The sequence below is a fragment of the Vibrio sp. 10N.286.45.E10 genome (assembly GCF_002874195.2).
Classification (GTDB): Bacteria; Pseudomonadota; Gammaproteobacteria; order Enterobacterales; family Vibrionaceae; genus Vibrio; species Vibrio crassostreae.
This window is the reverse complement of the sequence record NZ_MCWD02000001.1, coordinates 460,045-485,004: the sequence shown is the minus strand read 5'-3', so window position 1 is coordinate 485,004 and position 24,960 is coordinate 460,045. Positions and strand designations below refer to the sequence as shown.

Genomic DNA, 24,960 nt, shown 5'->3' with positions numbered 1-24,960 from the left:
CTGTGAAGTCTAGTCGGTATTCAAATACCAACAACACTTTCAACAACATTTCTAAGCCGAACCTCTCAGAGCCTTTCCCTAAAAGAAACTCAACTGACGCATTTGGTCTTTGGGTTGCAGCATTACGCTTAAACCAAGCAGACGTATCTCTCGCCCCTGTTGTCTTTTCAGTATTTCACTTAGCAGTTCTTTGAAGTGTTCACGATCTAAAGAGACGTGGATATGTTCAATCGTGGTTTGCTGAAAGTCGGCGAACTTGAGTTTGATTCCCTGCTTGATGATCGCTTTACTTGGACTAGCCTTTTCTAAGCGAGTTTCGAGTTCAGGAAATAGCTTATCTTCTATCACCTGCCAACATTCTGCATAGGTTGAAATGTTTTGGGTGAAGGTGCGTTCTACGCCTACTGATTTTCGCTCACGTTCGATGATAACTTCTCGGTCATCAATACCATGACTGCGCTTCCAAAGTGATGCGCCTTGACGGCCAAACTTGAGCAGGAGATCGCGATAGTCAGACTCTTTAATATCCTTACAAGTAAAGAAACCTGCTTGATGCAGCTTTTCAATGCTCACCTTGCCGACACCGGGAATCTTTTCTAGTGGCAACTCATCAATCACTGATTGTACGTCTTGTGGAGGGATAACAAACTGACCATTGGGCTTATTCAGATCCGAGGCAACTTTGGCTAAGAACTTGATCGGGGCAATGCCAGCCGAAGCGGTCAGGTTGAGTTCATTCCAGATATCACGGCGAATCGACTCAGCAATAAGTGTTGCTGAACCATGACACTGCGTAGAATCGGTGACATCAAGAAACGCTTCATCTAAGGAAAGAGGCTCTATGACAGACGTGTATCGAGAGAAGATTTCACGGATCTTTTTAGATATCTCGACATAGACCGACATTCTTCCCGGCACAACCAATAGATTAGGACAAAGCTGTAGCGCTTTTCCGGTCGGCATTGCAGAGCGAACACCAAACTTGCGGGCTTCATAATTACATGTGCTCAAAACACCGCGTTGCTTCTCATGCCCACCAACAGCTAACGGGCGATTTCGGTAAGCAGGGTTATCACGCATTTCTACAGCCGCATAAAAACAATCCATATCGACATGAATTATTTTTCTTATTTTCTCTTCGCCTGCGCTACACATCTAGGAATGACTCGACCTTACAACTGTATCAATAAACAGTATAATCCAAATTTTATCAGATTTAAAACGATCTCGAGTCTAGCTAAAAAGGTTTCGCTTCAATAGTCATAAGCTCTTCTGATACTATTGTTAACGAGTATTTAGTCTATAAGTAGGGATCGCTTGTGAGTGAAAAAATACTAGTGGTGGAAGATAGCCGAGCATTCCGCAACTACCTGTACCAACAGCTTAAAAATAGCGGTTATGAGGTCGCACTTGCTGAATCTATTGCAGAAGCAAAAAACATCTTGGAACAAGAGACGGATTTCTTATGTGCCGTATTAGATTACTGCTTACCTGACGGGCAAGACGGTGAGATCATTGATCTCGTATTAGGCTATCAACAGAAAATAATTGTTCTTACCGGGATGTTCGACAATCAACTGCGAGAACAAGTCCTAGCAAAAGGCGTTATTGACTACATACTTAAAGACAGTATGTCATCAGTAAGCTACCTACTCCCTCTGGTTCAAAGAATTTCGAATAATCGCCACCACAAAGTATTGGTTGTCGATGATTCAGCGGTTGTTCGCCGTTACATAGCTCAACTTCTAGAACACCAATATATCCAAACTATTCAAGCCGAAGACGGCGAACAAGCATTAAAGCTTCTTCATAACGATCCCGATATTACATTCGTTGTTACAGACCATGATATGCCGAACAAAGACGGTATAGCGATGATCCGTGAAATTCGACGCGATCACGATAGAAACCAGTTGGCTATTTTAGGGCTATCAGGCAGCGATGACCGCACCATGACAGCTCGATTCCTTAAAGCGGGTGCTAACGATTTCCTTTACAAGCCTTTTAACCAAGAAGAGTTTTTCTGCCGTATCCATCAACTGCTTGATATGAAAGAAGCGGCCAATGAGCTATTTCGACATGCCAACGAGGATGCTCTTACTGGCTTATGGAATCGTCGCTACCTGTTTAATCATCCTTGTAAGGGCTGCGATCAACGAAACATCGCGATGATGGATATCGACTTCTTTAAGAAAGTGAATGATACCTTTGGCCACGATGGTGGTGATGCCGTGCTGATCGATGTAGGGAAAATCATCAAAGATCATTTCAAAGACGATGTCGCTGTGCGCTTCGGTGGTGAAGAGTTTTGTATTCAGTCATGCGGTGCATTTGAGAGCTTTGTTGACAACTTAGAGTCCATGAGAGAAGCCATTGAAAGCCATGTTGTTGAGCATGACTCTCAAAGAATCAAGGTCAGTATTAGCATCGGCGTAACCGATTTAGACGCCAAGTTAGATGAGCAGATCAAAGCCGCTGATGAGCTTCTTTATACGGCAAAAGAGCAAGGTAGGAATCAGCTAGTGTTTGCGCGTAACAGCATGCAAATCGAACAATAGTCATTCGTTTTTGTTTCCATCGTTAATCTGCCAAGATAAATGACTAAGCCTCAAAACCAAAAAAGCTCAAGATGATAATCTTGAGCTTTTCAATTTAAGGGCATAGATAACTCTACCCCTTATGACTGTCACCCATTAAGCGATACGGTCTTTACTCCAAGCCGCTTCTTTTTGTTGGCGCTCAGCCAGCTTCTCTTCACGGTAAGCTTCACGTGCTTCACGCTTCTTACGCGCGTCGCAAGGTTCAGGGCAGTTACATACTTTATCAATACCAACAGCACCTAAGCCACCACAGCTACCTTTCACAACTTTCTTTTGGATAATGTAGCCAATTGACATCGCTGCGATTACTGCAAGAAAAACACCAAATGTAATCAGAAATGTATTCATAATTATCTCGCTTACCTTATTTACCTAAGTATGGCTTAAATGCTTCAGAAGCAATTTCTTTAAAGCCATCTGCTGTTTTTACCACCATGAACACTGGGATGTTATGCTGGTTTGCGACTTCCATTCCTTTTTCCTCACCTAAGACCATAAGGCCAGTAGATAAGCCGTCTGCAGTCATTGAAGACGGGTTTAAAACAGTCACAGAAACCACTTTATGATGAAGAGGCTTTCCTGTTTCTGGGTTGATGATGTGTGAGTAACGAACACCATCACGCTCAAAATAGTTGCGGTAGTCACCAGACGTTGCGATCGCCATATCACCAGGCTCGATGATCTCTTGGATGTTACGTTCGTCAATACTTGGCTTTTCGATGGCAATACGCCAGCCTACACTTTCACGGTTTAGGCCTTTCAAACGGATTTCACCGCCTACTTCTACCATGTAGTTGTGAATACCAATTGAATCAAGGTAATCGGCAACAACATCAACGCCCCAACCTTTTGCAATAGTTGACAGGTCGACATACAAATTAGGCAAGTCTTTAGTTAGCTTGTTGCCTTCAACGCTCAAGTGGTGAATACCAACCTTAGCTTTACGAGCAGCAAGTTCTTCATCTGATGGAACGACTTCCGGACGCGCTTCAGGACCAAAACCCCAAAGATTAACCAATGGGCCAACCGTAACATCCAACGCACCTTCAGTAAGACCGTTCAAACGAATGGCTTCTTTCACAACGATAGCAGTTTGTTCAGATACTTCGAATGCGTCCGCACCTTTGTGTTGATTGAAACGGCTCAGCTCTGAATCTTCACGGTAAGTCGACATTTGATCATTCACTTCTTCAAGTAGACGATCGATCTCAGTATGAACTTCATTAGATTCAGGAAATTCATCACCATTGATATATTTAATATTGTAACTGGTACCCATTGTTGGGCCACTTAAATGCACTTGCTCTCTTGCCTGATCACAGCCCGCAAGAAAAATCAAAGAAGTTAATGCAACAAGCCAAATTCTCACTTGCTTACTCCTGTCTAATGTTAAGGATTTATATAAGGAAAAATAAGAGTAAAAAATAGGTATTTTGAATGCCTTACTCTTTCTTATATAAGCCAGTATGTTGTCAAAAATAGTCTTAGAAAAACAAATGGCTGACTCGTGAGAGTCAGCCATAATATCAATCACTTAAATGGATTAACCACCGAAGTCATCTAGTAGGATGTTTTCATCTTCTACACCAAGATCTTTCAGCATGCCGATAACAGCCGCGTTCATCATTGGTGGACCACACATGTAGTACTCACAGTCTTCAGGAGCTTCGTGATCCTTCAGGTAGTTTTCGTACAATACGTTATGGATGAAACCTGTGTAACCGTCCCAGTTGTCCTCTGGTTGAGGATCAGACAGAGCACAGTGCCACACGAAGTTCTCGTTTGCAGCCGCTAGGCCATCGAAATCTTCAATGTAGAACATCTCACGCTTAGAACGTGCACCGTACCAGTAAGACATCTTACGAGTAGAGTTAAGACGCTTAAGTTGGTCGAAGATATGTGAACGCATTGGCGCCATACCTGCACCACCACCGATGAATACCATTTCATTGTCTGTGTCTTTAGCAAAGAACTCACCAAATGGACCAGAAATAGTACATTTGTCGCCTTCTTTAAGAGACCAGATGTATGAAGACATCACACCAGGAGCTACGTCAGGGTTGTTTGGCGGCGGAGTTGCGATACGCACGTTAAGCTTGATGATGCCTTTCTCTTCTGGGTATGAAGCCATAGAGTAAGCACGGATCGAGTGCTCTTTAACGATAGACTCGTAACGGAACAAGTTGAACTTATCCCAGTCACCACGGTATTCCTCAGGAATATCGTAATCTGCGTATTTCACGTGATGTGGTTCAGCTTCAATCTGAATGTAACCACCCGCGCGGAACGGAACTTCTTCACCTTCAGGGATCGCTAGAGCAAGTTCTTTGATGAAAGTAGCTTCGTTGTTATTCGAGATAACAGTACATTCCCACTTTTTAACACCAAAGATATCTTCGTCTAGTTCAATCTCCATGTCAGTTTTCATAGCAACTTGACATGCAAGACGTTCGCCTTCGCGAGCTTCACCTTTTGTGATGTGATCAAGTTCAGTTGGAAGGATGTCGCCACCACCAGACTTAACTTTTACACGACACTGACCACAAGAGCCACCGCCACCACAAGCAGAAGATACGAAGATACCAGCGCCAGCTAGGGCACCAAGTAGCTTGCTACCAGGTTGAGTAACGATCGCCTTTTCAGGGTCGCCGTTTACAGCAATAGTGATGTCACCTGATGGTACTAGCTTAGACTTAGCGAAAAGAATCACTAGTACTAGAGCCAATACAATAATGGTAAACATCGCTACGCCAAGAATAATGCTTTGCATTTGTTATTCCTTATTACTGGGTGCTTACCCTACAGTTGAACACCAGAGAAAGACATAAAGCCTAACGCCATCAGACCAACAGTAATGAACGTGATACCAAGGCCACGAAGACCTGGAGGTACGTCAGAGTACTTCATCTTCTCACGGATACCCGCAAGAGCAACGATAGCTAACATCCAACCCACACCAGAACCGAAGCCGTAAACAACAGATTCCGCAAAGTTGTAGTCACGAGTTACCATGAAAGATACACCACCAAAGATTGCACAGTTAACTGTGATCAGTGGAAGGAAGATACCTAGTGCGTTGTACAAAGGTGGGAAGAAACGGTCTAGAACCATCTCTAGGATTTGTACAAGTGCCGCGATAACACCGATGAATGCGATGAAGTTAAGGAAACTTAAATCGACACCTTCAACAAGCGCGTTTTCTTTCAGGATGTGTGTGTAAACAAGGTTGTTTACAGGAACAGCGATTGTAAGTACTACAACTACCGCAACACCAAGACCAAAAGAAGTTTTAACTTTCTTAGATACCGCTAGGAATGTACACATACCTAGGAAGAAAGAAAGCGCCATGTTTTCGATGAAAATCGATTTAACTAGCAGACTAATATAATGTTCCATGACTACCTTACCCCTTCGCTTCTACTTGTTCTGGTTTGAACACACGAATTGCCCAAATCAAGAAACCAATTAGGAAGAATGCAGAAGGTGCTAGAAGCATCAAGCCGTTTGGCTGATACCAACCACCGTTGCTCACTAGAGGTAGTACTTCCATACCAAATAGTTTGCCAGAGCCTAGAAGCTCACGGAAGAAACCAACAGTGATAAGAACGAAACCGTAACCAAGACCGTTACCAAGACCATCGATTAGAGATGGGATTGGCGCAGACTTCATTGCGAATGCTTCAGCACGACCCATTACAATACAGTTAGTAATGATTAGGCCTACGAATACAGATAGCTGCTTAGAGATATCGTATAGGTATGCTTTAAGCACTTGGTCTACCACGATTACTAATGATGCGATGATTGCCATCTGAACGATGATACGCACACTGTTAGGAATGTGGTTACGGATCAAAGAAACGAAGAAGTTAGACAGAGCAGTAACGAACATTACCGCGATAGTCATAACAAATGCTGTTTCTAGCTTAGTGGTTACCGCAAGAGCAGAACACACACCAAGAACCTGTAGCGCGATTGGGTTGTTGTCCAACACCGGCGCTAAGATGCTCTTTTTAATTTCTTTTGCACTAGACATTAGTTCAGACCTCCGTCACGAACTTTTGCTAGGAACGGACCAAAGCCCATATCACCTAACCAGAAGTCAAATGTATGTTGAACACCAACGCTAGTCAGTGTTGCACCAGAAAGGCCATCTACACCGTGCTCAGAACCTTGAGGAGCGCCACCTTTAACAACCTGAATAGCAGGTTTGTGGTTTTCGTCGAATAATTTCTTACCAACGAATTGAGCGCGCCAAGTTGGGTTCTCAACTTCACCACCAAGTCCAGGAGTTTCACCTTGCTCGTAGTAAGTGATACCAGAAACTGTGTTGCCATCAGTTTCTACCGCAACGAATGCGTACATCATTGACCATAGACCGTTACCGTGAACAGGGATGATAACTTTAGAAGTTTCAGCGCCATCTTTCACAAGGTATACAGTACCTGTGTTAGCACGACGAATGATCTTAGCGATGTCATCTTCAGCTGAAAGCTTAATTGACTGAGCTGGATCTTTTGCCGCTTTACGTTGGTCGTATGCAGCAGCATCGCCGTCAACGAAATCACCAGTAGCGAAATCAACTAGACGAGGTTCAATGTTCTCTGCGTACAGTGCTGGAATGTTACCCGCAAGTTCAATGCCCGCAACTTCAAGGATCTTAGTTTGCTGATCCAGAACCGCGTTAGCTTGTTGCTTAGGTTTAAGAACAACTGCAGCTGTTGAAACGATGATTGAGCACACTAAGCTCAATGCGATAACAACAAACAGCGTCTTTTTAATGCTATCGTTATTACTTGCCATAGCGCGCTAGTCTCCGCTTAATGTTCTTCTCGATTACAACGTGGTCAAACAGAGGAGCAAATAGGTTTGCGAATAGAATCGCAAGCATCATGCCTTCTGGGTATGCAGGGTTAACTACACGGATCATTACACACATTGCGCCGATTAGGATGCCGTACCACCACTTACCTTTGTTGGTAAATGAAGCTGATACTGGGTCAGTCGCCATGAAGAACATACCGAACGCGAAGCCACCAAGAACTAGGTGCCAGTGCCAAGGCATGCTGAACATTGCGTTAGTATCAGAACCGATCACGTTAAACAGCGTAGACACTGCAATCATACCGATCATTACACCAGCAATGATACGCCATGAAGCGATACGCATGTATACGATCATCGCAGCACCGATCATAAGTGCTAGAGTCGATACTTCACCGATAGAACCTGGGATGTTACCAATGAATGCGTCCATCCAAGTGATTGCTTCACCAGATGTTACGTTCATTAGTGCGCTACCGCCGCCTTGAGCCCATTGGCTAAGAGCAGTTGCACCAGAGAAACCGTCTGCAGCAGTCCAAACTACGTCACCTGAAATCTGTGCAGGGTATGCAAAGAATAGGAACGCACGGCCAGCAAGTGCAGGGTTCAGGAAGTTACGACCCGTACCACCGAAGATCTCTTTAGCGACTACAACACCGAAGGTAATACCTAGTGCTGCTTGCCATAGAGGAAGTGTTGGCGGAACGATAAGCGCAAATAAGATAGAAGTAACAAAGAAGCCTTCGTTTACTTCGTGCTTACGCACCATACAGAACAGAACTTCCCAGAAACCACCAACGATGAATACCGTTGCGTAGATAGGTAGGAAGTATGTCGCACCAAGTAGCATCTTGCTGCCAACACCTGCATCGGCTCCTAAGGAGGCGCCAAGCATTTCGGTTAGCCAGTAGTGCCAGTTACCACTGATAACAGATGCTAGTTCAGCGCCTGCGTACATATGGTTAAGTGCTGCGATAGCTTGGCCACCCGCGTTGTACATACCCCAGAACATTGCTGGGAATACCGCGAACCAAACCATGATCATGATACGTTTTAAATCAACGCTATCACGAACGTGCGAGCTTTTCTTTGTAATAAGACCTGGCGTGTAGAACACTGTCGCTGCTGCTTCGTAAAGCGCAAACCACTTCTCGTGTTTACCACCTGGCTCAAAATGATGCTCGATGTCTTCAAGAAACTTTTTAAGGCCCATGAAAATTACCCTTCCTTCTCAATCGTATCTAGGCATTCACGAAGTAGTTGACCGTACTCGTACTTACCTGGACATACAAAGGTACACAATGCTACATCTTCTTCGTCTAGCTCTAGCGCACCAAGTGCTTGAGCACTATCAATGTCGCCTGCACATAGATCACGAAGCAGCAATGTAGGTTCCATATCTAGAGGCATTACGCGCTCGTAGTTACCAATTGGAACCATTGAGCGGTCACTACCGTTTGTCGTCGTTGTCATGTTGAACAACTGACCTTTAAACAGGTGACCAAGGAATGAACGAGTAACAGAGAACTTGTTCTTACCAGGCATAGCCCAGCCGAATAGCTCTTTATCACGACCTTCACGTAGAACAGAAACTTGCTGATGGTAACGACCAAGGAAAGCATGTGGACCTGTTGCTTCAGTACCCGTAAGTACAGAACCAGAAATCACACGAACTTCGCCTGGCATTAACTCGCTGTCTGTCAACTCTTCAAGGCTAGCACCAATTTGAGTACGAACTAGACGTGGGTTGTTAACCACTGGACCAGCCAGAGAAACAACACGCTCAGAGTAAATCTCACCAGTAAGGAAAAGCTTACCGAATGCGATAACATCTTGGTAGTTAATGCTCCACGCTACATTTTGTGCATTTACCGGATATAGGTAATGCATATGCGTGCCTGCAAGACCTGCAGGGTGTGGGCCATCAAAAACATGTTCTTCAACGTTAGACTGAGCTGAACGAGGTAAGCTAGTACCTTTTTTACAAACGTACACTTTACCGTTAGTCAGAGTTGAAAGAAGATCTAAACCAGCAACGAAAGCATCAGACTGCTCGTTAATGATTAATTCTGGCTCAGCTGCTAGTGGATTAGTATCCATAGCAGTAACGAAAATAGCCTGAGTTTCAGAATCAACTGCTGGAACCTTGCTGAACGGACGAGTTCGCAAAGCGGTCCATGCGCCAGACTCAACTAACTGAGCTTTAACCGTTTCACGGTCAAGACTTGTTAGTTGGTTAGCTTCATAGCTATTGAACGTGATTTGCTCATTACCTGCTACTTCAATCACTACTGATTGAAGAACACGCTTAGCACCACGGTTCACTTCAATAACTTTACCGCTTGCTGGAGAAGTAAATACAACACCTGGATTCTTTTTATCTGCAAAAAGAACTTGGCCTTTCTTCACTTCATCACCAACGCGAGCATGCATCGTAGGACGCATACCAACGTACTCTTCGCCAAGCAAGGCGACTTTAGTGATGGACTTACCATCATTAATCACCTGGGATGGAGTTCCTGCGATAGGAAGATCCAAACCCTTCTTTATTGTAATCATACGCACTTGCACTACTTTATCGGGAAAAAGATTCTTTTAATTGCGTAAATTCGGGACGTTTTAAAATCGCCCTTAGACACGACATTACAGTGTCCGGTTTTGATATATTTGAGATACCAAAATCGCAACATTACATTAATAAACTCATCACAAAGATTATGTGAGATTTATCAGGTGCCGTATTCTAGCATTTTTTGACAACTTGATGCCATGACCAATAACTTGAATACGGCCTTTATTTGGTGAGATTTGAAGCATATGGACTCTCAAATATGTATAAATTTGACGAGCCGCACAGATAAAATGGCTTTTGAAACGTGTTTTAAACAAGAGATTAATACTCTGTCACAAACTAATATTTTACGAGTTATGTTGAAACACTGTTAATAAAAACATTACTCATTGTAGGTATTTTCAGCCGTTCGATTTACCATCAGTTTGAGTGATATAACAACGAAAAACAGATGAATTTGACGACAAAAAAGGCGGCATCGCCACCTCTTCTATATTCGTAAGCTTTCTTACTTACCGCCGCCCATACACATCGGGCTATCTGGCACGTTATCTAGCTGCTTCATCCATTCATCTTTTGTATAAGTGTGAATGGACAATGCATGAATATTGTTCGCCAGCTCTTCTGAAAGGGCTTTATTTACCGCTCGATGACGAGCAATAAGACGCAAACCTTCAAACACATCGCTGACAACAATCACTTTGAAATGACTCTCAGAACCAGCCGGAACATTGTGCATATAGCTCTCATTGACCACGTTTAAATGACTTGGTGAAAACTCATTGTGCAATTTTGTTTCGATAACTTCTTGGATCATTGTGATTCCTTAATAACGTATTGGCATTATCCGTGGGGTGAGTATAAACCCTAACAGGTCGAGTGTCTGAGTATTTCATAGCGAATGGCATAGGTTTGGTTGAGTTTTTTCTATCTTGTTCAGCCTGCATTTGAGACAATATCTTTGTTATTTCTTACATAAGTATCTCAAGCAATGAAAACCGAACTTACTCTTCACGACAGAACTTTGACCTTACATCGTTTCCCTAAACGTTCAAATGAAACCCTTCAAGCTTGGGATGCAGGCGACGAATACCTGATCAGTCATGTTGAAGAGATGAACCTTGAACCAGGTAAACACATCCTGATCATGAACGACAGCTTCGGTGCTCTATCGACTTGGTTCTCGAAAGATCATGATGTCACTATGATGAGCGACTCATTTATCTCTCACCGTGGTGCTCTGAAAAACTTGCAGCGTAATCAAAGTAACCGAGTGAACTTCTTGAACACAATGGATGATATCCCACACGGTATCGATCTTGTGATCATGCAGCTGCCGAAAACAAATCGTCACCTAATCTGGCAATTGAGTCAGCTACGCCAAGCTTTGCCGGAAGGCTGCCAAGTGATCGGTGTCAACAAGGTAAAAGAGATTCACACTTCTACGCTTAACCTGTTCGAGAAGTACCTAGGCGAAACCAAAACATCACTAGCGAAGAAAAAACACCGCTTAGTATTCTCGTCTCCAAACTGCCAGCCAATTCAAACGGTAGAGCCTTTTGTTGAATGGGATGTGGACGGTGAAGATATCCGCCTGAAAAATTTACCAAATGTTTACTCAGGGGAAGCACTCGATCAAGGCGCTCGCTATATGCTAGAGCACATCCCTCAAGATCCTGAGCTGCGTCATATCATCGACCTAGGCTGTGGCAACGGTGTATTGAGTGTAAAAGCTGGGCAATTGAACCCACAAGCTCGTATCACTTGTGTGGATGAAAGCTTTATGGCAGTGGAATCAGCACGCCAAAACGTCAAGGATAACCTTGGTGAAGAAGGTAACTTCCAGTTCATCGCCAACAACTGTTTAGATGGCTTCAAGAAAAACAGCACCTACTTAGTGATGTGTAATCCTCCATTCCATCAGCAACAAGCGATTACGGATCACATTGCGTGGCAAATGTTCTGTGATGCAAAGCATGTTCTAAGCAATGGAGGCAAATTAATTGTTATTGGCAACCGACACCTCGGATACGATGTCAAACTAGCAAGACTATTTGGTGAAGCTAACGTTGAAACGCTTGAACTAAACCAAAAATTTGAGATATTACAAGCAACAAGAGAACCTGCGAATTTTAATAAATAAGCAGAAACGACTTCACAAGAATTTAAGATACCGAGCTTCTGGTGTGAATTTAGAAAGGATAAAGGAATGAAAAAACTGATTTTGGCTGCTTCTATTATGGCTTTGACAGCATGTTCAGCCCCTCAGCAAGAACAGATCAATGTAATGCCAGAAGCTTCACTAAGCTCAAGCAACCTTGTACAAGGTAAAACATACACACTAACCAGTAAAGATGTTCGTGCCGCTCAATATGTTGCATTGGTTGATAGTGGCCGTTCAAACATTCAGCCAATTCATGCTAAGCAAAACATGCGTATTTCTCTAGAAAACGCTGTGGCTCAACAGTTAGAGTCTCAAGGTTTTCGTGCAAGCGTAAACAGTGAAAACTCAATTGTTTTAGAAATTCAAGAAGCACTCGTTACCGTAGAACACACCATTATGGAAAACAAAATGGACGGTAAAGTAACGCTTGAAGTTACCGCTGAAACACCGGAAGGTAAGCTCGTTAAAACATTCAACGGTACTGCTACTCGCACAGGAGCATTAAGCGCTTCAAACGATGATATCGCGATAGTGCTTAACGATGTAATCAACTTGGTATTGAAAGAGATTGCCAATGACCAAGAGCTACAAACTTACATGAAGGAACGTTTCTAATGGGTCGCATTCTATCTTTTATTGCATTAATGCTAGTGAGCGTGAGCGTTTGGGCTGGTCCTAAAGTGAACGTAGAAACAACATTAGGCGACTTCACTATCGAGCTTAACCAAGAGCAAGCACCAGTTAGTGCTGAGAACTTTTTAAAGTACGTTGCTGACGGCAGCTACGAAGGTACTATCTTCCACCGTGTTATTCCTGGCTTTATGGCGCAAGGTGGCGGCTTCGATCAAGAGATGAATCAACAAGCGACTTATGCTCCTATCAAAAATGAAGGCAGCAACGGCCTAAAGAATGATACAGCAACGATCGCTATGGCTCGCACTAATGCGCCAGATTCTGCAACTCGCCAGTTCTTCATTAACTTCTCTGATAATGATTTTTTGAACGCAAAAGGTGGTAACCCAGGTTACGCAGTATTCGGCAAAGTAACTGAAGGTTTTGATGTTGTACAAAAAATGGCAACAATTCCAACTAAACGAATGGGCCGCATGTCAGACATTCCAGTCGACCCAATCGTCATCACTAAAGTGACCCTTCTTAAGTAATCCAATGCAACGCCCTTATTTCTTAAGGGCGTTTTTCTATACAAGGACGCCCTATGTCATCAGGCACTCCCTCTCTTTCTTGGATGCAGACTTTTCGCAGCTACCTAGATAAACGCCTACTTTGGGTGTTTATGCTCGGCTGTTCGAGCGGCTTCCCATGGGTTCTTATTGGATCCAACATGTCTGGTTGGTTAAAAGATGCAGGTTTAACACGAGCAGCCATTGGCTACTTTGGTAGTGTGTTTGCCGTCTATGCGATTAACTTTCTATGGGCACCATTGGTAGACCGAGTAAAACTGCCGGTGCTTCACGCAATACTCGGCCAGCGCCGCAGTTGGATCTTTTTCTGCCAAACCATTGTTTTGATTGGCACCTTATTCATCGCAGGCGTCAATCCCGCAGAAAATTTGGCGTTTACCTCAATGTTGGCGCTCGCTATTGCTATTGCCTCAGCCACGCAAGATATCGCGATTGATGCATTTCGTATTGATACCTTCCCAAAATCCGAAGCATCAAAACTGCCGCAAGCTTCTGCAATGGCCGTCATTGGTTGGTGGACAGGGTATTCTCTACCAGGCTACCTTGCCTTTATTAATGCAGACTCAATCGGTTGGAATGGCGTGTATTACGGCATGGCAGGTGTCGTTGTTGTATTAATGCTGTTTACTCTTTTTGTCGGAGAGCCAAACACACAACGTGAAGCCCTACAAGAGCAAGCACAGCAGCGCCACAATAAAGTGGTCGGCTCAAAGCTTGTCGCTTGGTTCAGTGTAACGGTAATTGAACCGTTTTATGATTTCTTCAAAAGAAACGGCGTTCAAGTTGCCATTACTCTATTGCTGTTTGTGTTCCTATTTAAGATAGGTGAAGCCTTCTTAGGTCGCATGTCGATCACCTTCTATAAAGAGATAGGTTTCAGTAACGAACAGATCGGTCACTACTCCAAGTTAATTGGCTGGGGAGCAACCATATTCTTCACTTTGGTAGGCAGTGTCTTCAATGTGAAATTTGGCATTGTACGCGGACTGATGATCGGTGGTGTGGCAATGGCAGCAAGTAATCTAATGTTTGCGTGGATCGCTCAGACAGGCCCGAGTGAAACCTTGTTCTTGGCAACCATTATTGTCGACAACTTCACAACTGCCTTTTCTACCGTTGCGTTTGTCTCTTTCCTAACGTTATTAACAGGCCAAGCGTTTTCGGCAACACAATACGCCTTACTCGCATCCTTAGGTAACTTCGGTCGCACCACACTAGCTTCCTTCAGCGGTGAGTTGGTTGATTACCTCAATGACTGGTCAACCTTCTTTATATTGACTGCTCTCATGGTGATACCAAGTTTGATCATGCTCTATTCGTTGCGCCACTTTTTCACAGATTTACTAGAAAAAGCCAAAACCAACCACGAATAAGAGAAAAAGAAGACAGAATAGAAAGAGGGTAGCTTCACGCTACCCTCTTTTACTTTGTCACTACTGATTTAGTAAACGCTAGTCTGTTGTATCACTCACAATAAGGTTGAAGCCTGTGCCAGCCGAATCGTCGATCGCCACAACTTGATACACCACGCCATCAGCCAAGGTCGCCTGTGCTGAATTAACAGCGATTGTTGATGGGTCACCTGCAACGGTAATCGTTACATAATAAGTTCCCGCTGCAACATAAATGCCATTCGCATAATCTTTGAATTTCACATCACTCAGCGCCGGAGTGCTACCAGAGATCCCCGCGTTTTCTGTTAAGTAGATATCCACCGATGCCGCAATTGGGTTAGCAGCGGCGTGGGTAATGTTTAACACCGCACTGGTCGCAACCGGACGACGGTTTTCAGGAACAACCAAAGGTTCCAAATTCAGTGGACTTACTGTCCCTACCGCATAGACGCTGTAATCCATGCCAGCAAATACAGCTAATCCATCAACATCAATAAATGTCGGAGACGTCGTTCCCGTTTCGTATATATCAATATCATAACTGCCTGCTGCTAAATCTAAGAAACCGCGAATTTCTTTAAACATTAAACCATCAAGAGGAGCAAACTTAGCAGAATTAACAAATACATCTACAGCTGGTGCGCCATCGACCAAATGCCCGACTCTCACTTCGGCAGTTTCTGACATGTCGTATATTAAAGAGGAACCGCTACCATCCATCACCATCAACTTAACTGGAGATGCACTGTTTGAGTCAGCTCTTGGCACAGCTGCAATCGTTAGCTCGCTACCGCCAGACAGAGTGATCTCTCCTGAATCAAACGCGATAGCACTACCAGTGACTGTTTCAAGTCTCACGCGATATTGACCAGCAGGAATATTGAGCACATCGGTAAAATCTTTATAAGCCAACGTCCCCAACGGTGCACCCAATGGATCGCTAGGACCTGTGACATACAAGTTTACATCGCCGACACCTGTCGCCGCATGGACTACTTGCACATCTAAACTTGAACTTGTTGCCGTGCCCGCAGCAGGACGAGTAACAACTAAAGCCTCAACCGGGTTATTAGAACCATCAGCATCGCCGACCACCATCACGGTGTAATCTAGGTCTTTGCTCAGGTTAAATTGGCTTTGAGGTATGACGGTTGCGACGGCCTCTCCAGGAAGCTGAACGTCAACTTGCACTGAAGTCTGCCCTTCTGACACTGACGCGTACCCAGACGCTTGAGCATAATCGACGCCAGTCCAACGAGCTTGACTGTTGACGATAACATTAGCCAAAGGTGCATCGGGTGATGCGTGAACGGCTTGAAGTTGTGTAGTAGGTTCATCGTCATCGTCACACCCAACAACGAACAGGGCTGCTATTGCTACCGCTAGTAATGGTGAATATTTCATCGGTCTTCTCTCCAAAAAAGTTAGACCAGTTCGTCACACAAAAGATAAGCTCAGTAAAAAATCTTCAAATACTCTCTCAGTATTTAGTGCAGTGAACTGTCTCAATAATATCTGTGGTGGGAAAAGTAATAAGGCTGACATTCCAAATTACTCATCACATGAGTTGTTCATCAATTGATTCCCCCACCATTACGGAGCTGGTTAAAAATAGATCAAAGAGTGGATCTAACTGAGGAGAGATTTAGTCGTTTTCTGGGGGTAAATTACATAGAAAAGAATACTGTTGATTTTGATATGCATGTCACTCTAATTAGTAGAATCGTTTGCTTAGCGTAGTATTTCACCTATTTATCCACAAAATAATCAAATTTCACAAAATCAATAGAATTAGAGGTGCATCTAGATGCATTGACACTTTAAAGTTCCATCATTTAGATCGTTAGTGTGATCAACCTCACCTTAATAATTGTAGTTTTCACTCTGTCTCACTTTTATTTGAGAACAAAATCGCTATTATGCTCGGCATTCGGACATTATAAACACGCACGGATTAGCGGGTTATTCATTTTTAACATAGAGAGTTCCATTATGCGTAAATCACTTTTAACTCTTGGCCTACTTGCAGCAGCATCTGCTCCAGTAATGGCGGCTGATTATTCTGACGGCGACATCCATAAGAACGATTACAAATGGATGCAATTCAACCTTATGGCTGCAATTGACGAACTTCCAGGTGAGTCTTCACATGATTACCTAGAGATGGAATTCGGTGGCCGCTCGGGAATCTTCGACCTTTATGGCTATGTTGACGTATTTAACCTAACGTCTGATCCAGGTAGCGATAAAGCTGGTGCTGAAAAGATGTTCATGAAGTTCGCTCCTCGTATGTCTCTAGACGGACTTACAGGTAAAGATCTTTCTTTCGGTCCAGTTCAAGAGCTTTACGTATCTACACTTATGGAATGGGGTGGTAACTCTGGCGTTAACACTCAAAAAGTTGGTTTAGGTTCTGACGTAATGGTTCCGTGGTTAGGCAAAATTGGCCTAAACCTTTACGGTACATACGATTCAAACAACAAAGATTGGAACGGTTACCAAGTTTCTGCAAACTGGTTTAAACCTTTCTACTTCTTCGAGAACGGTTCATTCATCTCTTACCAAGGTTACATCGATTACCAATTTGGTCTGGAAGACAAGTACTCTTCTGCAAGTAACGGTGGTGCAATGTACAATGGTATCTACTGGCACTCAGATCGTTTTGCTGTTGGTTACGGCCTAAAAGGTTACAAAGACATCTACGGTATTAAAGATACTGATGGATTCAAATCAACAGGCTTCGGTCACTACGTAGCAGTAACTTACAAGTTCTAATCGAACTTCTAAGAAAGTTTCCTAAATGGCACCCTCGGGTGCCATTTTTTATTGCTTTCATTTAATGCCTCGCTATCCTTGCAGCATCACTTTCTTATCTTGGTATTGCTGTGAACATCACGATTGTTGGACCTGGAGCAATTGGCTCTTTATGGGCAATAAAACTACTTCAAGCTGGTCATAATGTCTCTTTGTGGAGCCGCTCCCCTGAAACCTCAATTGACCTATCACTTGATGAGCAAACTTCACTTCACTTCAGTAACAACAATATCGAAAAGCTATCAGCGAGTGACTTAGTGATTTTCACGGTCAAGGCTTGGCAAGTAAAAGAAGCCACCACTCCGTTACTTCAATATCTCGACCCTGATACCATTCTTATGTTCATGCACAACGGAATGGGAGCAGTAGATGAGATAGCCACTCAGATTGATGCTCACCCGATAGTATTGGCAACCACCACCCAAGCAGCATTCAAACCTGATCGTAATAGTGTATATCACACTGGACTTGGCCAAACTCAACTGGGTGCTTTTAACCTCAATGGGCAACAGTGCACTTTTTTAGTTGATGTATTGGATAATGCTCTCCCGGCTGTGAGTTGGAACCCACAAATAAAAATCGCGCTTTGGACTAAACTCGCCATCAACTGTGCTATCAACCCACTGACTGGGTTAGAGCAAGTCAAGAATGGCGAACTTGCAGAGCAAAAGTTTGGAGATACTTTAAGCTCTATCGTTGAAGAGCTCACAAAAGTTATTCAGGCAGAAGGTATTGATTGTTCGATCGAAGAGTTAGAAGCGAGCGTCAAACAGGTAATCCAAGCCACAGCCCAGAACAACTCATCCATGAAGCAGGATATGTTTTACCAACGCAAGACAGAGATCGACTTCATCACTGGACACCTGATAAAAACAGCAAATAAGCATCAGATAGAAGTTCCCGTTAACCAAAAGCTGTTCGATCAGGTCAAAGAGCAAGAAAATAGCTGGAATCATCAAGATTAGTCAGCAACGGTTAACAAGTCGCGATAAAATAATGATACCGCTTAGCATGACGCTGGCACCAATTTCCAAGATTTAGGTAAGAATAGATGTTTGATATCAATCACATCCGAGAGCAGTTTCCTGCGCTATCACAAACCATCAATCAACAACCATTGATTTACTTAGACAGCGCGGCAACAACACAAAAACCTCAGGTAGTTATTGATGCCATTAGCCAATATTACTCCAAACAAAATGCCAATGTTCACCGTGGTAGTCATAGCTTAACAGCGAACGCGACCAGTCAGTTTGAAGCTGCTAGAGATAAGGTCGCTCAGTTCATTGGCGCAGCCTCATCAAAAGAGATCATCTGGACTCGTGGTGCCACCGAAGCACTCAATTTAATTGCTCAAACTTACGCAAGAAGTACCCTTCAACCTGGCGATGAGATCTTAGTGAGTGAAATGGAACATCACGCCAACATAGTGCCTTGGCAAATTGTTGCAGAACAAACCGGCGCTAAAGTAGTTAAAGTGCCAATGACATCTGATTGCGAATTTGATCTACAAGCTTTTGATCATCTTCTTAATGATAAGACCAAGATTGTTGCCTTAGCTCAGATCACCAATGTCACAGGTTCTCGTCAGCCAATTGAACAAGTCATCGAAAAAGCTCACAAAATGAATGCGGTTGTGGTGGTTGATGGCGCACAAGGTATCGTTCATGAATCAATTGATGTTGCAGCTTTAGGCGCTGATTTCTACGTATTCTCTGGGCACAAGCTCTATGCTCCCGCCGGCATTGGTGTACTTTACGGCAAGCTTGAATTGCTCGAAGCGATGCCACCATGGCACGGTGGAGGTAAAATGGTTGAGCGAGTATCATTTTCTGGTACCACTTTTTCAGAATTACCGGGCAAGTTTGAAGCAGGCACGCCAAATGTTGCCGGAGCGATAGCATTAAGTACTGCAATAGAATGGTTAAGTGGTTTTACACAGCAAGATGTCGAAAATCATATCCACCAGCTACAGCACGAGACTTACCTTGCGCTCAGTAAACTGGATGACATTCAGATTTTGGGCTATCAACCCAACGCCAGTGTGATTACGTTTGTAATGGATGGCGTTCACCATCAAGATATAGCGACTCTACTGGATCAGCAAGGTATCGCAGTACGTGCAGGGCATCATTGTGCTCACCCATTGATGGATGCTCTTAATGTGAAAGGAACGGTTCGTATTTCATTTGGCATTTACAACAACATGGATGATGTTGAAAGGCTCGTAGCAGCGATAGAAAAAGCCGTTGATATGCTTTAGCCGAGTCACGAGCGAAATTATTTAGGGTTGGCGTTTAGCGTCAACCCTTTTTGTTTCTGTGTATCTAAGAGATGTTAAGCACTGAGCTCTTGGATTTGAGCAACAATCGCTTTTAATCCATTACCGCGAGATGGGCTTAGGTGAGTGATTAGACCGATTTTTTCAAAGTAGCTGTCAATATCAAACCCTTGAATCTGCACTGATGTTTTTCCATCATACGCAGCCATCACTAATGCGATTAGCCCGCGAACGATACGAGCATCAGAATCAGCACAAAAGTGCCAAACACCATCGATATTCTGAGAAACTAACCACACTTGGCTTTCACAACCAGACACTACAACCTGCTCACTTTTCAGTTCATCAGGCATGTTAGGTAGTTTTTTTCCCCATTGAATCACTTGGCGATAACGGTCTTCCCAGCCGCTGAATGTCTGCATTTTCGCGACAATATCATCACTGGTAATTTCAGTGCCGAAAGGAGAGCTTGGGAAGGTGGTCATTTTCATATCCAGTCGATTGTTAATTGAGTAGAAGACGTTACTTAGCGTGCTTTTGAATCAGCTTTTCTACAATACGTGAAACAGCCACAAAACCAAACGTAGCAGTTACCACCGTTGCCGCACCAAAACCCGTCGCACAATCCATGCGCTTTGGACCTTCTGCGGTCGCTTTCGCAGCGCATACACTGCCGTCAGCTTGAGGGTATTTCAGCTGTTCAGTTGAGAACACACAATCGATACCAAACTTACGCGCTGGATTCTTAGGGAAATTATGATGACGACGAAGGGTATCTTTTAGCTTCTTCGCTAGCGGATCTTGAATCGTCTTGGTCAAATCGGCCACTTTGATTTGAGTCGGATCGATTTGACCACCAGCGCCACCGGTAGTGATCACCTTGATTTTGTTGCTACGACAGTACGCCAGCAGTGAAGCCTTCGCTTTCATGCTATCAATCGCATCTAACACAAAGTCGAATTCTTTCGATAGGTATTCAGCCTGATTGTCTGGGCCGATAAAGTCATCAATCAGGTTAACCTTACACTCAGGATTAATCAGCTTGACGCGCTCTGCCATCACTTCGATTTTGCTCTTACCAACGGTACCCGACATAGCATGAATCTGGCGGTTAATGTTAGTTACACACACGTCATCCATATCGATCAACGTCAGCTCACCTAAACCGGTACGAGCAAGCGCTTCAACCGCCCATGAACCTACGCCACCAATACCGATAACACATACGTGTGCAGCTCTAAGTATGTCGACTTCACTATTGCCATACAGGCGACGAGTGCCACCAAATCGTTGGTCATAGTTTTCTGAAGCTGGAGTGGTCAATTCACGCATTGTTGCCGCCAATTTATTTCTGAGAAAAAGAAAAGAGTGCGTTTTATACGCACTCTTGAATAAAAAGTCTAGGGGATTAGCGATTCGCTTTCAATGCCCTATTTTATTGTCGCTTACTCAACTTTTTCAGGAGGTAAAGCCCAAGGCGCTTCAGTTGCGCTGCCATCTAAGCCGAGCTTCCACACACGACCAAAATGCTTGTAATGACCCGCTTCAGTACCCGCTCGAGGGCCCATGCCGTGGTAAAGGTCCAAATGGTTTTGCTTAACCGCGCCGCCCGTATCCAAAACCAGTAACAGTCTTAATTGGTGTGCACCGCTCCAAGTACCATCCGCATTCAATAAAGGAACCTCAGCCAGAATTGGAGTTCCCATAGGCAAGATAGAGCGATCGCCAGCTACTGCAGCCATTGGCAATAGAGGAATCCCAGCACTACCCATTACTGACAAGTCGTCTCTCGCTTCAAAAAACACGAAAGATGGATTTTGCTCAAGCAACTCTTTGACCACTTCAGGGTCGTTTGCCAATACCCACTCTTTGATTGCTTTTAGTGACATTTTTTCGCGTGGAACTAAGCCTCGCTCAATCAAAACACGGCCAATGCTCACATAAGCTTTATTGTTCTTACCTGCGTATGCGAAATACTGCAGCGTATCATCATCTCCGAAATGCACAAAGCCACTGCCCTGCACTTCCATCATAAACGGGTCGATACGGTTCGCAGCGTAGCCAAGCTCAAGCCCTTGACCGTCTAAGGCGCCATTGTAAATCTCTTCACGGGTTGGGCACTCTTTATCGCAGTCAGGAAGCCCATAAACAGGGAATCGATATTCTTCATTGGCTTCATGGCGTAATTCCATCACAGGAGAGAAGTAGCCCGTGAACAAAACATTGCCTTGCTTATCGCCACCACCCAGTTGAGCAGTCTGAACGCCAAAGTTTGCTAGTTGGCTTGGATCACCGCTTTGCAGCGCCCACTCATTGAGTTGCTGATAAAGCGGCTCATAGATTTTCGCCATCGAAGGAGATTTAGATACCACCATCTCAGCTTGTTCAGCGAATGCGGTGTAGTCTCTTGGCTTATTGGATTCAACCTGATCGACCTTATTTAAGGTGCGAGGAAATTCATCATCAAGATGTTGTTGAGCAAGATCGGTAGGTTGAGCACAGCCAAATAGTAAAGAGGCGGCAACAAGGGGAAGCCATTTTTTAATCACAAGAGTCATCCTAAAAATTCTATGCATCGAGGATGACAAAAACAGTCAGATAACACAATCTTAGATTGTAAGAGTTTACAATAAGATAACCTACCGGACGGAGTTATCGATGTGACCTTTAAGGCGGAAGATAGGGTTATAGTGGCTGTCAGAATCGAGCACCATTTCTGTATTGTCAGAATTAGTCATGCGGTAGCGATAGGTCTTTTCACCGGCCTTATATTCGAAGTAGTGGCCATCAAAGTCAAAGTTCGTCGAGATAACAGACCCACGAACTGACACACCATTAGCATTCAGTACAAACTCATCTGTCGCATAATGTGCAACATCCTGCTCTATCCAAGTACCATATATTAGATGATCAGGCGTCGCCGCATCTTGCACTCGGGAAAGCACATCACCGAATAAAGAAACCACAGCAAATGAACCCACCAAGGCTAAAACCATTAAGCAGCGCTCAATGATCTTACGCTTCAACTTAGATTGATTGCGCTGATCTGCTTCACTGTAGAGGCCTTTGGTTATCTCATCGATTTTGTTCTTTGTAGCTGGAACTTGCTGCATTCGTTTACGACTCATAAGGATGCTATGCGCATTCTACACTGAGACAGTTTATATATTGAAGTCTAGATAAGAATAGTTTGCGCTTTATTCCAAAAAGGTGTTGTTTACATTTGAATTTAAATGCTAAATTAACGAATAAATAAACACAAATGGACTTGTTCTGTGAAATTAAGAAGTACAGCGTTAGTAAAAGGTTTCAGACAATCAACCCCTTACGTGAATGCTCACCGTGGCAAAACCATGGTCATTATGCTGGGAGGCGAAGCTGTTGCCGATAGAAACTTTGGTAACATTATTAGCGACATTGCCCTACTCCATAGCCTTGGCGTGAAGATTGTTCTCGTTCACGGGGCAAGGCCACAGATCAACCAACTGCTAGAAAAACAAGATTGCCATACGCCTTATCACAAGAATATTAGAGTCACCGATGAATACTCTCTGGGTGTTGCTATGCAGGCAGCTGGCCAGCTACAACTAGCCATAACTGCTCGCCTTTCAATGAGCTTGAACAACACCCCTATGGCAGGCACTCAACTCAATGTGATGAGTGGTAACTTCATTACCGCGCAACCGTTAGGTGTCGATGATGGTACAGATTATTGCCACAGTGGGCGTATTCGTCGAATCGATATAGAAGGGATTAATCGCACACTTGACCAAGGTTCCATCGTCCTTCTTGGGCCTATAGCTAGCTCCGTGACTGGCGAAAGCTTTAATCTACTTTCTGAAGAAGTCGCGACTCAAGTAGCCATTCGTTTAAAAGCCGACAAGCTGATTGGGTTCTGCTCCGAACAAGGGGTAACAGATGAAAGCGGCAATGTACTCGCCGAACTCTTCCCTAAAGACGCCAAACAAATTCTAGAACGCTTAACAGAATCTCAAAAACCTGCCGAAGACATGAGCACAGGAACGCTGCGCTTCTTGAAAGGTGCGATCTCAGCTTGTCGTGCAGGCGTACCTCGTTGCCATCTAATCAGCTACAAAGTCGACGGCGCATTAATCCAAGAGCTGTTCTCTTTTGATGGTATTGGCACCCAAGTGGTCATGGCGAGTGCAGAGCAAGTAAGACAAGCTCAGATTGACGATATTGGTGGCATATTTGATCTCATTCGTCCTTTAGAAGAACAAGGCATCTTGGTTCGTCGTTCAAGAGAGCAATTAGAGCAGGAGATCCACCGCTTTACCATTATCGAAAAAGACGGACTGATCATTGGTTGCGCGGCGCTATACGCCTACCCGGAAGATCACATGGCAGAGATGGCGTGTGTTGCAATCCACCCTGATTATCGTGATGGAAATCGTGGGCAATTACTGCTGGATTACATGCGCCACCAATCAAAATCTCGCGATATCGACCAAATATTTGTCCTAACGACACACAGCCTTCATTGGTTTCGTGAACAAGGTTTTTACGAGATAGCAGTTGATGAGTTACCGATGGAAAAACAAGGGCTATACAACTATCAGAGAAACTCAAAGATCCTGGCGCTCAACGTATAAATAAAGTTTTTGGAGCGGAATCTCACTTCAAAATAAAAATAATTGCAAACGTAATCGTTTTCTATATGAGATTTATTAACTATGCACTTTAACTCACACGCAAAATTGTATAGAATTTAGTCGCTTTAACAAAATAACAAATGTTTTTATTGGAATTACCATCTCGGTTGTCATATCAAATGCATTGAGGTGGTCACTGCACGGATTGCTATACCCGTTGACGGTCAGCACGCTAACATTAGCTCTGCTCGTTAATATAAACAGCAAAAAGAGCAACATTGATATGAGAACCATTGTTTGTAACTCGCTGCAAAGTTTTTGGGATATGGCTGATAACCAATTCTTAGAAGGGCTAGACGTACACTGCGTGTTCCCTGTGAGCGAGAATCTAAAAGAGTTTATTTTGAATTGCCAAGCAAAATACAAAATAAACCACATATCGTTTACTCGAGCGTTTTTAGGCACTGATTCCTAGCACGCTCAAAGCAACCAGGGA

25 protein-coding genes are annotated in these 24,960 nt (G+C 43.8%); 10 read left to right on the top strand and 15 right to left on the bottom strand.

The window, feature by feature from the left end:
- Positions 1-78 precede the first annotated feature (78 nt).
- On the bottom strand, positions 79-1,155 hold the full coding sequence (gene dinB, locus BCU34_RS01990) for a DNA polymerase IV (RefSeq protein WP_102480756.1): 1,077 nt from the start codon (positions 1,153-1,155) through the stop codon (positions 79-81).
- Positions 1,156-1,319: 164 nt separating this feature from the next.
- Here dinB and BCU34_RS01985 point away from each other — a divergent pair, with 164 nt between their 5' ends.
- A complete protein-coding gene (locus BCU34_RS01985; protein ID WP_102480755.1) occupies positions 1,320-2,558 on the top strand; it encodes a response regulator in 1,239 nt (412 codons plus the stop codon).
- 135 nt (positions 2,559-2,693) lie between these two features.
- Here the strand turns inward: BCU34_RS01985 and nqrM are convergent, their stop codons facing one another.
- From nqrM to bolA, 9 genes are all read right to left on the bottom strand, one after another.
- Positions 2,694-2,948, bottom strand: a complete 255-nt coding sequence (nqrM, locus tag BCU34_RS01980; RefSeq protein WP_009848378.1) for a (Na+)-NQR maturation NqrM — start codon at positions 2,946-2,948, stop codon at positions 2,694-2,696.
- Positions 2,949-2,964: 16 nt separating this feature from the next.
- Entirely contained in the window at positions 2,965-3,969 is a 1,005-nt protein-coding gene (locus BCU34_RS01975) for an FAD:protein FMN transferase (RefSeq protein WP_048657906.1), read from the bottom strand.
- Between the two features lie 174 nt (positions 3,970-4,143).
- The gene (gene nqrF / locus BCU34_RS01970) at positions 4,144-5,370 is read right to left on the bottom strand and encodes an NADH:ubiquinone reductase (Na(+)-transporting) subunit F (protein WP_017631923.1); all 1,227 of its coding nucleotides are present in this window, start codon (positions 5,368-5,370) and stop codon (positions 4,144-4,146) included.
- A 29-nt stretch (positions 5,371-5,399) separates the two neighbouring features.
- Complete coding sequence (gene nqrE, locus BCU34_RS01965; RefSeq protein ID WP_009848375.1) at positions 5,400-5,996, bottom strand: NADH:ubiquinone reductase (Na(+)-transporting) subunit E; 597 nt, start codon at positions 5,994-5,996, stop codon at positions 5,400-5,402.
- 7 nt (positions 5,997-6,003) lie between these two features.
- Positions 6,004-6,636: an NADH:ubiquinone reductase (Na(+)-transporting) subunit D gene (locus BCU34_RS01960; protein ID WP_008223083.1), complete on the bottom strand. Its 633-nt coding sequence runs from the start codon at positions 6,634-6,636 to the stop codon at positions 6,004-6,006.
- Positions 6,636-7,403 (bottom strand): Na(+)-translocating NADH-quinone reductase subunit C, encoded by a 768-nt coding sequence (locus BCU34_RS01955; RefSeq protein WP_004735209.1) that lies wholly within the window; start codon positions 7,401-7,403, stop codon positions 6,636-6,638. The genes BCU34_RS01960 and BCU34_RS01955 overlap by 1 nt, the downstream gene beginning before the upstream one ends.
- Positions 7,393-8,637, bottom strand: a complete 1,245-nt coding sequence (locus BCU34_RS01950; protein ID WP_017067139.1) for an NADH:ubiquinone reductase (Na(+)-transporting) subunit B — start codon at positions 8,635-8,637, stop codon at positions 7,393-7,395. The genes BCU34_RS01955 and BCU34_RS01950 overlap by 11 nt, the downstream gene beginning before the upstream one ends.
- 5 nt (positions 8,638-8,642) lie before the next feature.
- On the bottom strand, positions 8,643-9,983 hold the full coding sequence (locus BCU34_RS01945; RefSeq protein ID WP_048657905.1) for a Na(+)-translocating NADH-quinone reductase subunit A: 1,341 nt from the start codon (positions 9,981-9,983) through the stop codon (positions 8,643-8,645).
- Between the two features lie 521 nt (positions 9,984-10,504).
- Positions 10,505-10,813 carry a transcriptional regulator BolA gene (gene bolA / locus BCU34_RS01940; RefSeq protein ID WP_017064186.1) on the bottom strand — a complete coding sequence of 103 codons (309 nt, stop codon included), beginning with the start codon at positions 10,811-10,813 and terminating at the stop codon, positions 10,505-10,507.
- 174 nt (positions 10,814-10,987) lie between these two features.
- Between bolA and BCU34_RS01935 the strand changes: the two genes are divergently transcribed.
- The 4 genes from BCU34_RS01935 to BCU34_RS01920 all read left to right on the top strand — a co-directional run bounded on the left by BCU34_RS01935 (position 10,988) and on the right by BCU34_RS01920 (position 14,735).
- A complete protein-coding gene (locus BCU34_RS01935) occupies positions 10,988-12,139 on the top strand; it encodes a methyltransferase (protein WP_048607983.1) in 1,152 nt (383 codons plus the stop codon).
- Positions 12,140-12,205: 66 nt separating this feature from the next.
- Positions 12,206-12,775, top strand: a complete 570-nt coding sequence (locus BCU34_RS01930) for a YajG family lipoprotein (protein WP_102480754.1) — start codon at positions 12,206-12,208, stop codon at positions 12,773-12,775.
- Positions 12,775-13,323 carry a peptidylprolyl isomerase gene (locus BCU34_RS01925; protein ID WP_102480753.1) on the top strand — a complete coding sequence of 183 codons (549 nt, stop codon included), beginning with the start codon at positions 12,775-12,777 and terminating at the stop codon, positions 13,321-13,323. Before BCU34_RS01930 ends, BCU34_RS01925 begins: the two co-directional genes overlap by 1 nt.
- Before the next feature lie 53 nt (positions 13,324-13,376).
- Complete coding sequence (locus tag BCU34_RS01920) at positions 13,377-14,735, top strand: AmpG family muropeptide MFS transporter (protein WP_048657901.1); 1,359 nt, start codon at positions 13,377-13,379, stop codon at positions 14,733-14,735.
- A 78-nt stretch (positions 14,736-14,813) separates the two neighbouring features.
- On the opposite strand, the gene BCU34_RS01915 is transcribed toward BCU34_RS01920, so the two are convergent.
- Positions 14,814-16,160 (bottom strand): DUF4397 domain-containing protein, encoded by a 1,347-nt coding sequence (locus tag BCU34_RS01915; RefSeq protein WP_102480752.1) that lies wholly within the window; start codon positions 16,158-16,160, stop codon positions 14,814-14,816.
- 588 nt (positions 16,161-16,748) lie between these two features.
- Between BCU34_RS01915 and BCU34_RS01910 the strand changes: the two genes are divergently transcribed.
- The 3 genes from BCU34_RS01910 (at position 16,749) to csdA (ending at position 19,833) form a co-directional block, all read left to right on the top strand.
- Positions 16,749-17,531, top strand: coding sequence for an outer membrane protein OmpK (locus BCU34_RS01910; RefSeq protein WP_102480751.1), 783 nt, complete (start codon positions 16,749-16,751; stop codon positions 17,529-17,531).
- A 110-nt stretch (positions 17,532-17,641) separates the two neighbouring features.
- A complete protein-coding gene (panE, locus tag BCU34_RS01905) occupies positions 17,642-18,535 on the top strand; it encodes a 2-dehydropantoate 2-reductase (RefSeq protein ID WP_102480750.1) in 894 nt (297 codons plus the stop codon).
- 86 nt (positions 18,536-18,621) lie between these two features.
- Positions 18,622-19,833 (top strand): cysteine desulfurase CsdA, encoded by a 1,212-nt coding sequence (gene csdA, locus BCU34_RS01900; protein WP_048657897.1) that lies wholly within the window; start codon positions 18,622-18,624, stop codon positions 19,831-19,833.
- A 74-nt stretch (positions 19,834-19,907) separates the two neighbouring features.
- On the opposite strand, the gene csdE is transcribed toward csdA, so the two are convergent.
- The 4 genes from csdE to BCU34_RS01880 form a co-directional block, all read right to left on the bottom strand.
- The gene (gene csdE, locus BCU34_RS01895) at positions 19,908-20,336 is read right to left on the bottom strand and encodes a cysteine desulfurase sulfur acceptor subunit CsdE (protein ID WP_102480749.1); all 429 of its coding nucleotides are present in this window, start codon (positions 20,334-20,336) and stop codon (positions 19,908-19,910) included.
- Between the two features lie 37 nt (positions 20,337-20,373).
- On the bottom strand, positions 20,374-21,183 hold the full coding sequence (gene tcdA, locus BCU34_RS01890; RefSeq protein WP_017059899.1) for a tRNA cyclic N6-threonylcarbamoyladenosine(37) synthase TcdA: 810 nt from the start codon (positions 21,181-21,183) through the stop codon (positions 20,374-20,376).
- A gap of 113 nt (positions 21,184-21,296) precedes the next feature.
- Positions 21,297-22,409 carry a murein transglycosylase A gene (gene mltA, locus BCU34_RS01885; RefSeq protein ID WP_048657894.1) on the bottom strand — a complete coding sequence of 371 codons (1,113 nt, stop codon included), beginning with the start codon at positions 22,407-22,409 and terminating at the stop codon, positions 21,297-21,299.
- Positions 22,410-22,490: 81 nt separating this feature from the next.
- Positions 22,491-22,964, bottom strand: a complete 474-nt coding sequence (locus tag BCU34_RS01880) for a DUF2850 domain-containing protein (protein WP_048657893.1) — start codon at positions 22,962-22,964, stop codon at positions 22,491-22,493.
- Between the two features lie 162 nt (positions 22,965-23,126).
- Here BCU34_RS01880 and argA point away from each other — a divergent pair, with 162 nt between their 5' ends.
- On the top strand, positions 23,127-24,464 hold the full coding sequence (argA, locus tag BCU34_RS01875) for an amino-acid N-acetyltransferase (RefSeq protein ID WP_048663694.1): 1,338 nt from the start codon (positions 23,127-23,129) through the stop codon (positions 24,462-24,464).
- A 283-nt stretch (positions 24,465-24,747) separates the two neighbouring features.
- Positions 24,748-24,939: a hypothetical protein gene (locus BCU34_RS01870; protein WP_008223046.1), complete on the top strand. Its 192-nt coding sequence runs from the start codon at positions 24,748-24,750 to the stop codon at positions 24,937-24,939.
- The last annotated feature ends 21 nt before the right edge of the window (positions 24,940-24,960 follow it).

Excerpts from the sequence above, each read along its gene's own strand:
- mltA (WP_048657894.1), bottom strand. The coding sequence starts at position 22,409 with ATGACTCTTGTGATTAAAAAATGGCTTCCCCTTGTTGCCGCCTCTTTA.
- BCU34_RS01955 (WP_004735209.1), bottom strand. The coding sequence starts at position 7,403 with ATGGCAAGTAATAACGATAGCATTAAAAAGACGCTGTTTGTTGTTATC.
- BCU34_RS01945 (WP_048657905.1), bottom strand. The coding sequence starts at position 9,983 with ATGATTACAATAAAGAAGGGTTTGGATCTTCCTATCGCAGGAACTCCA.
- BCU34_RS01880 (WP_048657893.1), bottom strand. The coding sequence starts at position 22,964 with ATGCAGCAAGTTCCAGCTACAAAGAACAAAATCGATGAGATAACCAAA.
- csdA (WP_048657897.1), top strand. The coding sequence starts at position 18,622 with ATGTTTGATATCAATCACATCCGAGAGCAGTTTCCTGCGCTATCACAA.
- BCU34_RS01925 (WP_102480753.1), top strand. The coding sequence starts at position 12,775 with ATGGGTCGCATTCTATCTTTTATTGCATTAATGCTAGTGAGCGTGAGC.
- BCU34_RS01920 (WP_048657901.1), top strand. The coding sequence starts at position 13,377 with ATGTCATCAGGCACTCCCTCTCTTTCTTGGATGCAGACTTTTCGCAGC.
- BCU34_RS01930 (WP_102480754.1), top strand. The coding sequence starts at position 12,206 with ATGAAAAAACTGATTTTGGCTGCTTCTATTATGGCTTTGACAGCATGT.
- BCU34_RS01870 (WP_008223046.1), top strand. The coding sequence starts at position 24,748 with ATGAGAACCATTGTTTGTAACTCGCTGCAAAGTTTTTGGGATATGGCT.
- csdE (WP_102480749.1), bottom strand. The coding sequence starts at position 20,336 with ATGACCACCTTCCCAAGCTCTCCTTTCGGCACTGAAATTACCAGTGAT.
- BCU34_RS01915 (WP_102480752.1), bottom strand. The coding sequence starts at position 16,160 with ATGAAATATTCACCATTACTAGCGGTAGCAATAGCAGCCCTGTTCGTT.
- nqrF (WP_017631923.1), bottom strand. The coding sequence starts at position 5,370 with ATGCAAAGCATTATTCTTGGCGTAGCGATGTTTACCATTATTGTATTG.
- BCU34_RS01950 (WP_017067139.1), bottom strand. The coding sequence starts at position 8,637 with ATGGGCCTTAAAAAGTTTCTTGAAGACATCGAGCATCATTTTGAGCCA.
- tcdA (WP_017059899.1), bottom strand. The coding sequence starts at position 21,183 with ATGCGTGAATTGACCACTCCAGCTTCAGAAAACTATGACCAACGATTT.
- BCU34_RS01910 (WP_102480751.1), top strand. The coding sequence starts at position 16,749 with ATGCGTAAATCACTTTTAACTCTTGGCCTACTTGCAGCAGCATCTGCT.
- BCU34_RS01960 (WP_008223083.1), bottom strand. The coding sequence starts at position 6,636 with ATGTCTAGTGCAAAAGAAATTAAAAAGAGCATCTTAGCGCCGGTGTTG.
- nqrM (WP_009848378.1), bottom strand. The coding sequence starts at position 2,948 with ATGAATACATTTCTGATTACATTTGGTGTTTTTCTTGCAGTAATCGCA.
- BCU34_RS01935 (WP_048607983.1), top strand. The coding sequence starts at position 10,988 with ATGAAAACCGAACTTACTCTTCACGACAGAACTTTGACCTTACATCGT.
- dinB (WP_102480756.1), bottom strand. The coding sequence starts at position 1,155 with ATGTGTAGCGCAGGCGAAGAGAAAATAAGAAAAATAATTCATGTCGAT.
- nqrE (WP_009848375.1), bottom strand. The coding sequence starts at position 5,996 with ATGGAACATTATATTAGTCTGCTAGTTAAATCGATTTTCATCGAAAAC.
- bolA (WP_017064186.1), bottom strand. The coding sequence starts at position 10,813 with ATGATCCAAGAAGTTATCGAAACAAAATTGCACAATGAGTTTTCACCA.